This is a genomic window from Paenibacillus favisporus (assembly GCF_040545415.1).
Classification (GTDB): domain Bacteria; phylum Bacillota; class Bacilli; order Paenibacillales; family Paenibacillaceae; genus Paenibacillus_AQ; species Paenibacillus_AQ favisporus.
The window spans coordinates 1,159,361-1,175,377 of sequence record NZ_JBEPLV010000001.1 but is presented as its reverse complement, the minus strand read 5'-3'; the positions used below and the strand labels follow the sequence as shown (position 1 = coordinate 1,175,377).

The window sequence follows — 16,017 nt, the reverse complement described above, 5'->3', positions numbered from 1 at the left end:
AACCTATAGGAGGGTTTACTTCCATGTTGAATAAGAAATCGGCATTTGCATTTGTTACTTCCTTTGTCCTCGCGGCTTCTCTGTTGTCCGGCTGCGGCAGCAGTAAGGACAGCGGCGCGAGTTCGGCTGCTGAAGGTACGGGTACGTCAAGCAAACAGGTCGAATTTTCGTTTTATTATTCCGGATCACAGAACGTGGACGATTTGTGGAAAAATTTGATTCCGATGTTCGAAGAAAAGAATCCCGACATCAAGGTTAAAGCCGTCTACGTGCCATCGGGCACCGGAGCGCAGCCGACCTATGACCGCATTCTTGCCGCGAAACAATCCGGCAAAGGCTCGGGTGATATTGACCTCTTTGAAGATGGCCTCGGTGTGGTGACCAAAGGGCAAAAGGACGATTTATGGGACAATTTAAGCACGGACCATATTCCGAATTTGAACAACGTGGACCAAAACACGCTGAACGATGTGTCTAACCTCGCGATCCCTTACCGCTCCTCGGCGGTTGTCCTTGCCTATAACAGCGAAACCGTCAAGGATGTGCCGAAAACGCTGGATGAAGTATATGAGTGGATCCGCAGCCATCCGGAGCGGTTTGCCTACAACGATCCGTCGACCGGTGGTGCAGGAAGCTCCTTCGTCACGACCAGCATCTACAAATTTTTGCCCGAAGACGCGATTCACAACACGGATCCGAGCATTGAAAGCCAATGGGATCAAGGATTCTCCCTCTTGAAGGATCTGGGCAAATACATGTACGGCAAGGGCATCTATCCTAAGAAAAACCAAGGTACGCTTGATCTGCTGACGAGCGGCGAAGTCGACATGATTCCGGCTTGGTCCGACATGGTGCTGGATCAGCTGGATAAAGGACAGCTCCCGGAAACGACAAAAATTACGCAAATCACGCCTGGATTTAACGGCGGACCGACTTACTTGATGGTACCGAAATTATCCGAGAAGAAAGACGCTGTGTACAAATTCCTTGATTTTGTGCTGTCGCCTGAAGCCCAGAATGTCGTCGTCGATAAAATGCACGGCTTCCCGGGCATCAAGCTGACGAACATGTCTCAGGAGGTACAGGATTCCTTTAAAGGCGCTTCCGAAGGATTCCGTTCGTTCAACATTGGCGATCTGGACAAAGACATCAACAAACGCTGGCAAAGCGAAGTGGCTGCACAATGAGTAAATCATTCAAAAGAGGGATCCTGGGCATTTCCATGGTCCTTCCCTCCTTTCTCGTGCTGGTGCTGATTGTCGTCATCCCGATCATGAGTTCACTCCGCGAAAGCTTGAAGAATGATAACGGCGGGTATGATTTATCCAATTACACCTATTTGTTCACGGACAAACTGATGCGCTCCAACATTATTTTCACCTTGGAAATTACCATTGTTTCCTCCATCCTGGTTTTGCTTATCAGCTATTCGCTGGCTGTGTATATGCGGTTCAATAACGGCTTTGCGGTACGGTGGATCCGGCGCACCTACATGATACCGATCTTTATCCCATCGGTCATTGCGACGTATGGCCTGATTCAGCTTCTCGGCAACCATGGCTGGATGGCAAGGATCCTGTACCATCTGGGTACGGACAGCTTTCCAAGGATTATATTTGACATGAAGGGCATCATTCTCGCGAATCTTTGGTTTAATATTCCGTTTACGACGATGCTGCTGGGCTCGGCCTTGTCGGGCGTACCCGATGCAGTCATTGAAAGCGCAAAGGATGTGGGTGCCGGACGGATGAGAATCTTTTTCCGGCTCATTCTGCCGCTGACGTTCAAGACGCTGCTCGTCGCCCTTACCTTTGTATTTATGGGCGTGATCGGTTCTTTCACCGCTCCCTTTCTGATTGGACCCAATGCGCCGCAAATGCTGGGCGTGTCTATGGAGCAAATTTTCAGTGTGTTTCAGGACCGCCAGCTGGCGGCGGCCACAGCTTTCTTTACCTTCCTGCTTTGCTCTTTTGTCGGATATTTCTATATCCGCTCCATGATCAAAGAAGAAAGCGTGCGTTCATCATGAATACTTTACTCGTTAACGTACAGGGAGCTGTAACGCCGGAGTGCTCCAAAACGCATATCGCTTACCGTTTTTTTCTGGCCGAATCCGGAGGGCGGATGAAAATCGACTTTTCCTACAGTCCGAAAAATCTGAAGGATGGCGCCAAGGCGAAAATGCTGATTGAGCAGGGTCTTGACCGATATATTGAGGATGAACTCCGTGAACAGGCCAAGTCCAAATGGCAGTCCTACCTTCCGCTGAAAAATTTGATCACGCTGTCCGTTGACGACCCTTCCGGCCACCGCGGGGCTGCCCACCGCCATGATCCGGAGCAGCATTTGTTTATTTCCGGGCTTGAATCGTCTCCCGGACTGAGCAAAGGGGCGCTGCAGGCAGGCATGTGGACGGTTACCCTGAGCCTGCATGCCATCGTGACGGACGACTGCCGCTACTCGCTGCAAATCTGGCATGAGGAGGACCATGGATGAACTGGATGGCTTGTGAGCTTCATACCCATACCTTTCACAGTGATGGAGGTCAGAGCCTGGAAGAATTGGCTGCCGGCGCAAAAGCTCTTGGATTTGACTGCATCGCCTTGACAGACCACAACACGATGTCCGGCTTATGGAATAAAGAGACGGTTGAGCAGCAGACGGGCATGAACATCATTCAAGGCATGGAATGGACCACCTTTTTCGGACATATGGTGACGCTTGGCGTAAAGGACTATATCGATTGGCGTCCGGTAGGTCCTGGTGACATTCACGCTGGACTCGCCCGAGTGCACGAGCAAGGCGGTATCGCCGGCATGGCCCACCCTTTTCGCCCCGGCAGTCCCATGTGCACCGGCTGCTATTGGGAATTCGAGCTCCGTGACTGGAATGACCTTGATTATATCGAAGTGTGGTCCACGACCTTTGCCCCGCTGAAAAATAACAACGCCCGCGCATTTCGCCTCTGGACTGACAAGCTGAACGAAGGCTTCCGGATCGCGGCGACTTCCGGACGGGATTGGCACCGCCAGGAACAGACGGATGAACCGCTGTCCGTCACGTATCTGCTTATGGAAGAGCATGGAGGCTCGATTACCGACAAGGCGGTCGCAGCCCTTTCCGCTGGAAGAGCCTCCGTCACTCTTGGGCCGCGGCTCGATCTTGGCGTCCATTTCGGCGGCCAACTTTACGGCATAGGGGATGCCGTCCCAGAGGGAACTTCGCCGGATCACACGATCGAACTGCAGGCAGCTGCCGATTTCGAGGCACGGAAAGAGCATTGGGAGCTGCCGGAACAACTCTATACCTTGCGCTTTCACAGCAATCTTGGTATGGTATCGGAACTCCCCTATGCTGCAGATAGCAAGGGCTGCAATGTGACGCTTTCACGCGAAGGATTGCGGTGGGTGCGTGCGGAGCTGTGGGGAACAATCCGCGGAATCCGCACGATGATCGCTTTTACCAACCCCATTTATTTTAATGAACCGGGAGGTGTGATAACGCGCAATGACAGCACCATTTCCACTGATCACGGCACACAGCGGCTGTATGGATACGCTCGATAATACGCTATCCTCGATCAAGACCGGCATCCGGCTTGGCGCCGACATTATTGAAGAAGACGTCCGGGTCACCAGGGACGGGATCGCCGTGCTTGCCCATGACGATGAATGGCGGACGGAGGACGGCAGGCTCATTCATGTTTCGAAAATGAATATGGCAGAACTGCAGGAGCTGGTTCTCAGCGTAGACTACGCCGGCAAATCCGGGACAATGACAATCGCAAGGCTGGAAGAGATGCTGGCCAGGGTTCAGGCTGCCGGTATCACCGCGAATCTGGATCTCAAAACCGATGACAGCGTCGAAGCGGCTGCGGCGCTCATTCATCACTACAAGATGGTGGACCAAGTCTTGCTGACAGGCTGCGGACCCGACCGGGCCATGCTTGTGCAGCAAACGCAACCGGAGCTTAGAAAGCTGCTCAATGTCGACACGGAGCTTTTTCTAACCCAAGAGTATACGGATGCCGTCCGTCGTACCTGTGAGGATGCAGCTGCCGCAACTTGCATCGGCCTCAATGTTCCGTACCAGCTGGTCAGAGAGGAACTGTTGGAACTGGCTGCAGCCCGCTCGCTTCCGGTTTTCGTGTGGACCGTCAATGAGGAGACATGGATGGAACGGTTCGCAAGTATGGGGGTCGCCTCCATCACGACGCGGAACGTCGATGCTTTGGTCCGGCTCAAGAGAAGTCTGATTACGGAAACAACAAAGGTCCCGGAATAATTCCGGGACCTTTTGCTGTACGATCTCAATTTGCCACTCTTCATCAGCAGCGGATAAACGGAGATCTTCCGCCTTAGTTCGAATGCCGATCTCTGAATTCGAAAATATGATCGACCGCTTGCCGGTAGCCACCTGATTTGCGTAAAGATTCGCCCATCCTTGCGGCGGCTTCCTTGAAAGAAGCGCGGCTTAAAACCATGTCTGCTGCTTCCCTCAGCTGATGGGCCGTCAAGCTCTGCATGTCTAAGGTCATGCCCGCACCGGTACGGGTGACTTGCCCCGCGATGACAGGCTGATCCGCGCTGAGCGGGAGGACAATAAGCGGAACTCCGAAGTATAGGCCTTCATGAGCACTGTTCATCCCGCCATGAGTAATGAATAGTTGGGCGTACTGCAGCACTTCGGTTTGCGGAACATAACTTTTGACGATGAAATGATCCGGGATGTCTCCTAAATCGGATATCGGGGTTTTACTCCCGACCGACATAACAATCGTATGATCGGAACTTCCAAATGCCTCAAAACAAAGCTTATAGAAATCCAGCGCCTGATTCATGACGGTGCCCAGTGAAATGTAGATCGGGCTTTTCCCCTGGATTTCAGAAAGGTCAAAGTCATCTTCCATGGACCGCGAAGTGATGGATGGACCCACAAATTTATACGACGGATCGAATGTATCCCCTCCCGGCTGGAACTCCCTTGCTGTATAGACAATCGTAAGTGATGCAGGGTTACAAAACGCCTCGTAAGGAGAATGGATCTCGACGCCGTATTTTTGCTGGATCATGGCCGTCAGGCTTTGATACTTATCGTTGATCGGTTTAGTGATCTCTTCAGGGACATCGTTGAAAAATTGTTCCATCGTATGGTCGAAAGATGGTTTGGACTCTGCAAAAGTACTGCAAGAGCTGATGGCGGGAAGTTTAAGAATCTCCGCCAGCAAACGTCCGCAGCCGAACATGGAGTCATGGATGATATAGTCAAAATGCTCTCCCTGGATCTGTTCAAGAACGCTGGGGATCACGACATCAGCCGTCAGCAAGAGACCGTTGACCCTTTCCAGCAAATAGTTTCTTCCGCCGGAGATAAAGGCTTTGATAAATTTCTGGTCGTCAATTGTCCGTACGACCGCTCCCGCTTTCTCCAACCTCTCCCGAAAAGCTTCGATGCAAAAGTATACAACCTCTTCACCGCGCGAGGTCAGCTCCTGAACAACGCCAATCGTCGGATTGATATGCCCCTCTGATCCGGCATTAATAAATAGAACGCGTGCCATATTCAAATACTCCTTTCCTGTATTACAATGGTAAACCCTATGTCAGTAAGCTGGTCTGTTTCAACAAGTCTAGTCTTCTTGGGCATGGTGTGCAAGTCACCCAGATGTCGCCTATTCGCGTCATTAATGTATCCATCCAGCGACATCGTCATGTTGAAGCGATCATCCGCAGCTTCTCCACGAACAGCAGCAGAACGAGCCCCTGGCCGTAAAGCGTTGGAAAAGTCGGGACATGATCGTAAGCCTCGACGCTACCCAGCACTGGCGTACCTCCCGAGACGCCAAGGACAGCGCCATCCTCACGAACTTGCGTGAGAACGGCGGCGACTGCGCGATCAGCGCTGGCAAGTGCTAATTCCGCAGGAATCCATCCGGCGCGTACCGCTTTGTACAATCCGCAGGCGATGCCTGCGGAACCCGACGTCTCCTCATAAAAGTAGGGACGGTCCAAGACCGTCGGCCACAAGCCGCTCTCATTTTGACAGCGGACGAGCGTCTCGGCTAATCGCGAATATCGTTCGCGGAGCTCGCCGATCAGCTTCATGTCGCCGCACAGTTCGCCCGCCTCTTCTGCAATCATGGGCACGCCAACGGCAATCCAGGCGTTAGCCCGATTCCACCGTGCGGCCGACATCCAATCCCCCGTCTCGCCGTTCCAACCATGGAATAGCATCCCCGTCTCCTTGTCCTGCAGCGTCTGAAGGTGCAGCAGCGTCTGGCTCATCGCTTCTTCCGCAAGCACTTTTCTCCCTGCTAACCGGGCCGTCCGGGCCAAGAAGAGGATGGCCATGAAGACGGTGTCCGCCCATACCTGCTCGCTAAACGAGGCGCTCTCGGTGACGGTATGCTCAAACGCACCATTTCTTGTTCGCGGCGCCTCCTTGATTAACCAAATCGCCATCTCCTCTGCCTTGTCCTTGTAGAAGCGGTTACCGGTCTGCCGGTAGAGCAAGGGGAATATCGCGTAGGGTGCGAGTGAGTTAATGACCTTTAGCTTCTCGGATCCGCCAATGTTTTGCTCCGTCCAGACCTCTACTGCCTGTATCATCCCTTCCGCTCCGCAGAAGGCTCCATAATCGGCTGCCGCGATTAAGCCGACTCCCGGATTCCAATCCCAGCGGTTCCGTTCCATCGCCCATTCAGCCCATTCGTGTCCGCCCCAGCTCTCCGGGCTGCTGAACATCAGATAGCGATAGACGCGGTCCGCCGCAGCCTTCAGGTCCGTTTGTTCCATTTGCATTCCCTGATCGCTCCTTTAAATGTAGTTGTTTCGATAGTCTGTAGGGGTCAGTCCAAACTGCTTCTTAAACGTTTCGCGAAAATGGTCCTGATCAGCATAACCGATCCGGTCGCATATCTCGTAAATCCGATTCGCGGGATCCTTCAGCAGCCGGGCCGCCTCTTCCATACGCAGTTTGACGATCCAATGGTTGATCGTCATGCCGGTCACTTCCTTGACCAGCGCGTTTACATACTTCTCGCTAAGGCCAACCTCATTGGCAACGTCCCAAAGCGACAGATCCTTCCGCGAATAATTTTCACGAATAGCCTGGATCGCTTGTTCGACAAGCTTCTTCTTCTTGAGGCTGCCGGACCACTCAGCCATTGGCAGCGTCTGGGCTAAATTGGGCAGTCGATCCTTAAGCCTTTGTTCCATCAGCTCGACACCGCGCTGTTCCTCCCGCTCCTTGTGCAGCTCCGCAACGATTCTGGCGAATACTTGCTCGATCTCCTCCGGATCGATTGGCTTCATAATGTATTCCTGCACCTGCAGCTTGATCGCCTGCCGCGCGTACTCGAATTCGTTCAGCCCCGACAGGATGATGCACCTCATGTCCGGCTTGCTGGCCCGGAACGCCTCAATCAGCTCCAGGCCATTCCCCTTCGGCATGCCGATATCGGTAAGGAGCAGATCCGGAGGATCGCGCTTCAACCATTCGAGTGCTTCCTCTCCGTTCTTGGCGGTTCCGACGAGTTCAATGCCGAGCCGCTCCCAGTCGATGGAGCGCGACAGCGTCTCCCGGACGAGTTTGACGTCCTCGGCGATCAGCAGTTTATACATCAGGCGATTCCTCCTCAGGGTCGATTTGAACATGGGAACGCAGCGGGAGTACAACTTCAACGCATGTTCCTTCGTCCACGGGCACGTAGCGCAGCCCAAAGCCTGGCCCGCATTGCAGTTGTATCCGCCGATGCACGTTCAGCGTTCCATAACCGTTCTCGGCAGATGAGTTTGACGTTAATCCGTGTTCCCCCGACTCCTGCTCCCGCAGCACACGATTGCGCTCCTCTATGCTGCATCCCTTTCCGTTGTCTTCGACGCGCAGAATAAGCGTAGTCCCTTCCGCCTGTGCGGTAATCGCGATACGGCAATCGTCCGTTCGCCCGGCAAAGCCGTGAACGATGGCATTCTCCGCAAGCGGCTGCAGAATAAAGTGAGGAATGACGATGTCGTGCAGATCGGAAGCGATATGAAACTCGGCGAGCAGATCGTCGTGCATCATTTGCTGGATGTGTAAATAGGCTTCTACCTGCTTGATCTCATTGTCCAAGGAGATCCACGTTTGGCCCCGGTTCAAACCGAATCGGAACACATTGGCCAGCGAGCGCACGATCGCGCTCGTCTCCCGGTCTCCGGCCAAAATGGCACGGCAATTGATCAGATCAAGTGTATTGTATAGAAAATGAGGGTTGATCTGGGCATTCAGCAGTTCCAACTGAAGCTGGCGCCGCTCAATCTCCTCCTCAAAGCTCTTCTCAATCAGGCCGTGAAGCGTAACCAGCATGGACGCGAATTTCTCGTTCAGCGTCTCAACCTCGTGAATGCCTGACTTCAATTTGGGCAGCGGCTCACGGAATGCAAGCACTTCGGGACGCTGAACAGCGTTAACGAGCCGGGTAATCGGAACGGTAACCCGTATGACGATACGCCGCAGCCACAGTCCCGCGATCAGTACGGCTGCGATCGCAGCCAAAACGCCGATCGCCGAGATGGCAAACGTGTATCTGCCGAAGTGGCTCTTTGGAACGGCGGTCAAAAGCTTCCAGCCATTGTCCATTTTTACACACGTGACACGGTGCACCGTCCCTTCCACTTTCGCGTCGGCCGAGCTTCCATCGCAGTTGGCCGATCGAACGAACGGAAGCCCGCCGGCCGGTTCGAGAAATGCATACCGTTCGCTGTAAATGACACGGCCTTCTTCATCCACCAAAAGGTGAAAGCCTGATGTCAGCGCAGCGTTCTCGAACAGGCTCCGGATGCTTCCGGTATCCGCCCCGATCATGACAGAGCCGATCACGCGGCCGTCCTTGGTGCTAATTTTCTTGGTTGCCGAATAGATCATCGCCATCCCCGAGCGTCCAGCCTTTTGTCCCCACCAGACGTTGCGACGCCCTCCGGAGATCAGATCACGATACCAGCTCTCGTTCTTCAGGTCCGTCGATTTGTAAATGCCGGTCACCGGGTCGAAATGGTCGGTCGCGAGGGTGTACAGGCCGCTCTCCGGCTCCAACGCGACGGCGACGACATAGGTCTGTTGAACGATACTGCCGGAATTGGCATCATTCAACAGTGACAAGAGAGACAGATTCTGCAAATTCGTCTGCAGGGTGAAGAAGTCGTTGACCGCTTCGTAGGGAGCTGAATGCTCCGTCTCGAGCAAATTTTCGATCGATTGGTTGGACAGCAGAAAGGCGGCCATATTGTTCATTGTGTCCAGCTGATATTCCAGATTGCGGTGCACGAACTTCATTGATTGTTCCGCCATCTGACGCGTATGTTCATTTTGCACCCGGATGAGAAGGTAGCTTGCCGAAGCGGCGAACAGGGCGATGACCGTCACGACCAGCGCAAAAACCGGCAGACTGATCCGGGCCAGCAAGCTGGTGTGGCGCTTATTCGTGACCATCACCAAACCCTCCCTTGCCAAATTGTTTTCCTTAAACCTCCAAGTAAATCACAATCTATAGTCATCGTGGAGGCGAACGCTTTATTTAGCTTCTTCCCTCTTTCCGCCTAAATCTCCTGCAATATCGTGAGATGCCGGCGGCTTTCACCCGCTGCGTTCCTCTGAAACCGAGACGTTCTCTATTCAAACGGCAAAGCACCTCCCCAATGCTTCCGGGATGGCCGGATTACACCAGGAAGGCTGCTGACGTTACGTTTTTACTTGCCTGCTTTTTTCTGATAGGAAGCTTCTAGTTCGCTCAGAATTTGATTGCCCCCTTGCGACTTCCATTTCTCTACGAATTCGTCGAATTTCTTGATGTCAGCACCCATAATGATTTGAGTGAATACCGAGTCACGCATCGTATCCAGCTCTGTCAGCTTGGCGATTTTCGTCGGCGATTCAAGGTAATTGGAAGCGTCGGTGATTTGATGCTCATTGTTGATCGCGACGCCGAGTGCTTCGGAGAACCGCAGCGGCAGCGACTCAAGGTAATGCGGCCAGCCCTTCAGTCCTGGAGCGAATAGATAGCTCTGCGTGCCTCTGAAGTTGCCTTTCGGATCCTGCTGTGTCTTCGGATCGACGAGGGTCGTGTTCGTCTTAAGCTTCCCGTCTACGAGGGAATAGTCCTCGCCTTCAATGCCCCAGACGGTCAACATCTGGTTCTCCTCGGATAGCGAATCCTCGATGATCGACAGTACGCGCTTCGGGTCTTTTGTTTTTGCGCTAATAGCATTCATCTGCGAGAACGGTGCCCCCATTGGCGCAACGGCCGTACCGTCCGTCCCCAGCAGTGACCCGGTCAAAGTCAAGTATTTGAAGGGCTGATCAGCCTGGTTCGGGAGTGAACCGTCCTTGGCCAGTTTACCGCTCTTGATCAGTTCATTGGTCTCGATCTGCGTGTCGTAATCGCTGGCCGTCGACCACCAGCCCATCCAGGAGAACACCTTGCCGCTGAAAATTTTTGCACGCAGCTGCTCTTCCTTAATCGTCGAAAACTCCTTGTCGATAAGACCTTCCTTGTACATCTTCTGGAGAAACAGCAGCGCGTCACGCATCCGGGGATCGATGTCATAGTTGCTGAATTTCCCATCCTTCTCTGTGAAAAAACCGGGTGTGACGCCGAACGCGCCGAACACGTTGTCGAAGGAATTGTTCGCGAATTTTACCTGTCCGATCTGGGACGTATAACCGCCGAGCGGAATGACATCCGGATGCTGCTCCTTGACCTTTTTCAGCAGGTTATAATATTCGTCAAGCGTCTTTGGTACGGAAACGCCTGCCTGCTCCATGTAGTCCTTACGCATGACCAAGTCCCAGCGATACCCCGCCCCCGGCCCGCCCTGATACGGAATCCCGTAGATGCGGCCGTTCACCTTCGCCTGCTCGAACACATCCGGCGGTACTTCCTTCATAATATTCGGCGTGTCCTTTTCGTTAATGAGGTCGGTCAGATCAACGAAAGCTCCTTGCTGCGCGTATTTCTGAAAGTCATCGGCAAAATCGATCTTCGTCACGTCCGGAATGTCGCTGCTCGCCATCTTGAGATTCAGCTTCGTTTTGTACTGCTGGACATCGACCATCTCCGGGATGATCTTAATATTCAGCTTGGCCTCAATCGCTTGTTTCACCGCGTCCTTCGAAGGGTCATATGGCAGTGAAATATCCTGTGCCTTCAGCCACTTCAGCTCGTAAGGGGATTGTTCCCCAGTCGCTTCAGACGTACCTGACGGATTTCCCGGCTCGGGGCTTGCGCTCCCGCCTCCATCGTTGTTGCTGCCGCATCCCGACAGCGTAAGCGTTCCCAAAAGTAAGGCGGCGAGTACGCCGTAACCCCAATGTTTAACTGTCTTTGACATATACAGACATCCCCCTGTAATTTCACTTAAATGGTTGATTACCCTTTAACTGAACCGATCAGCATGCCTTGTTCAAAATACTTCTGAATGAACGGATACAGAACCATCATCGGCAGCGCTACGATGACAATAGCCGCCATTTGGATTCCGATCGTGGGCGGCGGCGTTCTCCCTGCCGCTTCGAGCAATTCAGGCGGCAGGCTGGAACTCGCGATGATGGTGCGCAATACGAGCTGCACCGGCGCTTTGTGCCAGTCCGTGACATACAGAAGCGCATTGAAGAAATCGTTCCAGTACGTCACCATGTAGAGCAAGCCGATCGAGGCAATGACCGGCATCGACATCGGAAGAACGATCGAACGCAGCGTCCTGATCTCGGATGCCCCGTCAATTGCAGCAGATTCCTTCAGACTGTCTGGAATACCTTCGAAGAAGGATTTCATAATGATCATATTAAAGGCACTAAAGGCCATGACCAGGATCAGTACGTAGTCTGTGTTCAGCAGACCTAAATTTTTGATCGTGATATATGTCGGAATTAAACCGCCCTTGAACAACATCGTGAACACGAAGATCAGCATAATGATCCGCCGGCCGGGCAGCTTCTTCTCCGCCAGGGAGTAAGCAGCCGCTGCCGTAAGCAGAAGCGCAAGCAGGACACCGGCGGCTGTATTACGGATCGTCACCCCATAAGCGTTATAGATGAGCGATCCCTTCTTGAGCAAGTAGGCGAAATAATCAAAGCTGAGCGATGTCGGGAACAACACCAGCCCGTTCTTTTCGCTGAAGATCGAGTATGGCGTTACGGACACGCATAGAACATACCAGAACGGAATCATGATAATGAGCGTAATGAGCGACAGTACGAAATAGTTGGTAGCGATAAAAATGGATTCGCCTCGAGTGAGCTTCACGATTCGGATTCTCCTTTGTCAGAAAATGCCGGAATCATTGATTCGCTTCGCGATCTGATTGGCGATCAGCACCATGACGAAGCCGATGATTCCCTTGATGACGTCTGCCGCCGCCGCGAGACTGAGGCTGAACTGCTCGATGCCTACCCGATAGATGTAGGTGTCGAGAATGTCGCCAACCTCGAACACCATCGGGTTGTACAGGTTGAGCACCTGGTCCAAGCCGGCACTCATCAGATAGCCGACCCTTAGGATGAAAATGACGATAATCGTGCTCGATATGCCCGGGAGCGTGATGTGGATGATGCGTTGGAACCTCGTCGCTCCGTCCATCACCGCGGCTTCGTACACTTCGGGATTCAGCCCGGCGATGGCGGCCAAATAAATGATCGCTGCCCAGCCCATTTCTTTCATGGCATCGGTGACGACGAGAATGATCCGGAAATACGCAGGCTCGACGAGCAGATATACGGGTTTGCCACCAAACCATTCGACGATTTTGTTAATCACGCCGGTCTCCGGCGAAAGCAGCAGCGTAATGATGCCGCCGTAGACAACCCAGGACACGAAACGCGGCAGATAAACGGCCGTCTGCAGTGTCTTCTTGAACCATTTGGTCCGAATTTCGTTTAGCGACAGCGCTAACAAAATGGGACAGATAAATCCGCTGATCATCTTGTACAGGCTGATGAGCAGTGTGTTGCGAAAAGCGTTCAGGAACATCTCCGACGCAAACAACTCCCGGAAATGTGCGAAACCCACCCACTTACTGGCCCCGAATCCTTGGATGACGTTGTAGTCCATAAACGCGATGCTGATGCCATACAAAGGCAAGTAATCGAACACAATGACCCAGGCCAGTGCCGGCAGCAGCAAGGCGTACAGCCATTTGTATTTCCATATCTTCATTAGCAGCCGCCTTCGCGGCTTCTCCGTTCTCGCGGGAATTCCCGCAGTAACGATTTCCATCGTCCCTCCTCCATCCTACTTCCTATCCCGGACAATCCGCATTTACCTCTGCGGCACTACACCTGCCACTTACGGGATAACCGGTTGCACCAATCCATTTCGTAGTAGGAACGGCGGTCAGCAGGATGAACACCGATTTCTGTTCCGCCGCTGCCTTCCAGAATGGAAGTGCTTACATGTTTAAGAATACCGCCTTCCTTGAACGTGGAAAACCGGAGCGAAGGATGATAATACCGGGGAAAAGTCGGAAATCTGACATTGATTCCTGATTCCAACCGCAACGATCCCCGCTTAACAAGCGGGGATCGTTTTTTTGACCAATTTTATTAGCCTGATCAAGTTCCTTAGGGGATCTCCAAAGCTATCTACCATCCGCTGCAGGTTCCATTTACCCATTCTCCTTTGACGCTTGGTTTCCTCTCTTTTTTTCGCCCGAAAATAACATCTTCAACAAAGGCGGCGTGACAAGCGTCGTCAAAATCACGACAATAACTACGGAGGTGAAGTATTTCTGCAGCAGCAGTCCGGACTCCAAACCCGTTGCCGCTATAATGAGAGCTACCTCACCGCGAGAAATCATTCCCGACCCGATCGCGAGCGATGAGCGGCCGTTAAACCCGGTAAGCTTGGCGCCCAGCCCGCCTCCGAGCAGTTTGGTCAGAATCGCAACAATCGTAATTACACCCATGAAGAGCAGCTGGTTAGCAGCACCTTCAAACGTAATGTTGAGACCGATGCTGACAAAAAATACGGGGACGAAGATGGAATAAGCCACCGGCTCCAAGCGGTCCTCGACGTCATGCTTGAACGGGGTCCGAGAAACGGCAATGCCCGCCGCAAAAGCGCCAATAATGGCGGCTACACCCATCAGATCGGCAAAATACGATAAGGTAAAGCACACGATAAGCGCTCCGCTGATGATGGCTTCTGTTACGCGCAGAGGTGCAAAAAACTTCAAGAACCAAGGTACCACCAGCCAACCGACAACGATGGCAACGACAAAAAACAGCAGCTTTTTGCCGATGAGCAGGCCAAGGGAGATGTCGTGACCGGTGCCAAGCAAGCTCATCATCACAGCCAGCAGGACGACGACGATGACATCATCCACAACCGCTGCACCCAAGATCGTCGTGCCTTCCTTTGTGTTCAGCCGGTCCATTTCTTTCAAAGTCTGAACGGATATGCTAACCGAAGTGGCACAAAGCAGCAAGCCCAGGAAAAGTCCCTGGTTATTGCTCAGGCCAAAGACAGATGCGGCTCCATAGCCGCCGATAAACGGCAGTATAATGCCTCCAACCGCTACGGCGAACGCCGACTTCCAATTTTTTCGCAGCTGTTCCAAATCGGTTTCCAGACCCGCTATAAACATCAGCAGCAGGACGCCGATCTCTGAGAAGATGGATATAAATTCATTCGGATGAATCCAGCCAAGCACAGCAGGACCGACAAGAATGCCAGCAAGCAGCTTTCCCAGAACAGCAGGCTGACCGAGCCTGACGAACAAGTCCCCAAGCAGTTTGGTAGCGAGCAAAATAATAGCCAGGTACAGCAAAATTTCCAACATTTAAGCGCCTCCTTCGAGTATGAATATTGTGACCAGCCTTGAACTCCACCATCCATATCCGGAAAAAGGCACAAAAAGAGCCCGTCAACGACAGGGCTCTCCTACAAGAACGCAGAAAGAGCCTGTCGTGACAGGCTCCTCCGGTGTTCCGATGTATGAATTTCTTATATTATACATGATTAAATACTTTTATGCAATTTCACAGCCAATCAATAAAACTACCGTCTTACTAGTTTAAATAAATCATTACAAATGGAATGGTCTGATTTTAACTTGAGCTTACATGGAGTAAAATTCTGCCGCGCCCATGTCTGGTCTCGCTTTTCTCCAGAGCGTTCTTAGCTTGATTCAGCGGAAAACTGGCATCGATTGACGTTTTAAGTGTCCCGTCAGCAATCAGTCCTGCAATCGTTACCGAATCTTCTGGGGTTGGAAATTTGGTGTTGAACTTAGCAGTGACGCCATGCTCTTTAGCTGCTTCTGCGGATGGTGGCTGGGTGAGTGAAACCAATATTCCGCCGCGTTTGAGCACAGACCAGGATCGGTTTTCCGTATCCCCGCCAACGGAATCTACGATGAGATCTACACGGGGAACAACCTCCTCGAACCGGGTTGTTGTGTAATCGATGACGTGATCCGCGCCCAAGGATTTTACAAAATCAAGATTGGCTGTGGAAGCCGTACCGATCACAGTGGCTCCCTTCCACTTGGCCAGCTGAACGGCGAACTGTCCCACGCCTCCTGCTGCTGCATGAATCAGAACCGTTTGGCCGGGCTCCAGCTCACCTTCCGTAAACAATGCTTTCCAAGCCGCTTCCGCTCCAGCCTTGATCGTTGCCGCATCTTCAAAGGATAATGAAGCCGGCATGTGGACCAATTCGTTGGCCGACGCAACAGCATATTCGGCATAGCCACCCTTTACATTTCCGAATACGCGATCACCCGGCTTGAACGCCGTAACATCGGGGCCTACCGCTTCGATGTGCCCGGAAGCATAGAAACCCGGGATGTAAGGGAATGTAACTGGGAATACATCCTGAACCCAACCGTTACGAAGTTTAAAGTCCAGCGGAATTACGGCAGCGTATACGATGCGGACAAGCACTTCGCCCGTATTCGGTTGAGGAACCTCCACTTCTCCCATTTTCAACATATCCGGGCCGCCATATTCATGGATTTGAGCTGCTTGCATCATTTTAGACAT

The 16,017-nt window shown here is 52.6% G+C and carries 15 protein-coding genes; 5 read left to right on the top strand and 10 right to left on the bottom strand.

Annotated features, from left to right (window positions below):
• Positions 1–23: 23 nt before the first annotated feature.
• From ABID47_RS05525 to ABID47_RS05505, 5 genes are read left to right on the top strand one after another with little or no spacing between them, the layout of a single operon-like run.
• Positions 24–1,187, top strand: a complete 1,164-nt coding sequence (locus ABID47_RS05525) for an extracellular solute-binding protein (RefSeq protein ID WP_089547722.1) — start codon at positions 24–26, stop codon at positions 1,185–1,187.
• On the top strand, positions 1,184–2,029 hold the full coding sequence (locus ABID47_RS05520) for an ABC transporter permease (protein ID WP_116230060.1): 846 nt from the start codon (positions 1,184–1,186) through the stop codon (positions 2,027–2,029). Before ABID47_RS05525 ends, ABID47_RS05520 begins: the two co-directional genes overlap by 4 nt.
• Positions 2,026–2,496: a hypothetical protein gene (locus tag ABID47_RS05515; RefSeq protein WP_354495194.1), complete on the top strand. Its 471-nt coding sequence runs from the start codon at positions 2,026–2,028 to the stop codon at positions 2,494–2,496. Before ABID47_RS05520 ends, ABID47_RS05515 begins: the two co-directional genes overlap by 4 nt.
• Complete coding sequence (locus tag ABID47_RS05510) at positions 2,493–3,566, top strand: CehA/McbA family metallohydrolase (RefSeq protein WP_354495193.1); 1,074 nt, start codon at positions 2,493–2,495, stop codon at positions 3,564–3,566. Before ABID47_RS05515 ends, ABID47_RS05510 begins: the two co-directional genes overlap by 4 nt.
• On the top strand, positions 3,508–4,284 hold the full coding sequence (locus ABID47_RS05505) for a glycerophosphodiester phosphodiesterase (protein ID WP_354495192.1): 777 nt from the start codon (positions 3,508–3,510) through the stop codon (positions 4,282–4,284). The genes ABID47_RS05510 and ABID47_RS05505 overlap by 59 nt, the downstream gene beginning before the upstream one ends.
• Before the next feature lie 73 nt (positions 4,285–4,357).
• Here the strand turns inward: ABID47_RS05505 and ABID47_RS05500 are convergent, their stop codons facing one another.
• The 10 genes from ABID47_RS05500 to ABID47_RS05455 form a co-directional block, all read right to left on the bottom strand.
• Positions 4,358–5,560 carry a macrolide family glycosyltransferase gene (locus tag ABID47_RS05500; protein ID WP_354495191.1) on the bottom strand — a complete coding sequence of 401 codons (1,203 nt, stop codon included), beginning with the start codon at positions 5,558–5,560 and terminating at the stop codon, positions 4,358–4,360.
• A gap of 148 nt (positions 5,561–5,708) precedes the next feature.
• A complete protein-coding gene (locus ABID47_RS05495; RefSeq protein WP_354495190.1) occupies positions 5,709–6,800 on the bottom strand; it encodes a glycoside hydrolase family 88/105 protein in 1,092 nt (363 codons plus the stop codon).
• Positions 6,801–6,815: 15 nt separating this feature from the next.
• Positions 6,816–7,622 carry a response regulator transcription factor gene (locus ABID47_RS05490; RefSeq protein ID WP_354495189.1) on the bottom strand — a complete coding sequence of 269 codons (807 nt, stop codon included), beginning with the start codon at positions 7,620–7,622 and terminating at the stop codon, positions 6,816–6,818.
• A complete protein-coding gene (locus tag ABID47_RS05485; RefSeq protein WP_354495188.1) occupies positions 7,615–9,468 on the bottom strand; it encodes a cache domain-containing sensor histidine kinase in 1,854 nt (617 codons plus the stop codon). The genes ABID47_RS05490 and ABID47_RS05485 overlap by 8 nt, the downstream gene beginning before the upstream one ends.
• Positions 9,469–9,725: 257 nt before the next feature.
• The gene (locus ABID47_RS05480; RefSeq protein ID WP_354495187.1) at positions 9,726–11,366 is read right to left on the bottom strand and encodes an extracellular solute-binding protein; all 1,641 of its coding nucleotides are present in this window, start codon (positions 11,364–11,366) and stop codon (positions 9,726–9,728) included.
• A 38-nt stretch (positions 11,367–11,404) separates the two neighbouring features.
• On the bottom strand, positions 11,405–12,280 hold the full coding sequence (locus ABID47_RS05475; RefSeq protein ID WP_105442525.1) for a carbohydrate ABC transporter permease: 876 nt from the start codon (positions 12,278–12,280) through the stop codon (positions 11,405–11,407).
• 18 nt (positions 12,281–12,298) lie between these two features.
• Positions 12,299–13,249: an ABC transporter permease gene (locus tag ABID47_RS05470; protein WP_354495186.1), complete on the bottom strand. Its 951-nt coding sequence runs from the start codon at positions 13,247–13,249 to the stop codon at positions 12,299–12,301.
• A 56-nt stretch (positions 13,250–13,305) separates the two neighbouring features.
• The gene (locus ABID47_RS05465; protein WP_354495185.1) at positions 13,306–13,524 is read right to left on the bottom strand and encodes a hypothetical protein; all 219 of its coding nucleotides are present in this window, start codon (positions 13,522–13,524) and stop codon (positions 13,306–13,308) included.
• Between the two features lie 113 nt (positions 13,525–13,637).
• A complete protein-coding gene (locus ABID47_RS05460; RefSeq protein ID WP_354495730.1) occupies positions 13,638–14,810 on the bottom strand; it encodes a cation:proton antiporter in 1,173 nt (390 codons plus the stop codon).
• A 271-nt stretch (positions 14,811–15,081) separates the two neighbouring features.
• Positions 15,082–16,017 (bottom strand): NADP-dependent oxidoreductase, encoded by a 936-nt coding sequence (locus ABID47_RS05455; RefSeq protein ID WP_354495184.1) that lies wholly within the window; start codon positions 16,015–16,017, stop codon positions 15,082–15,084.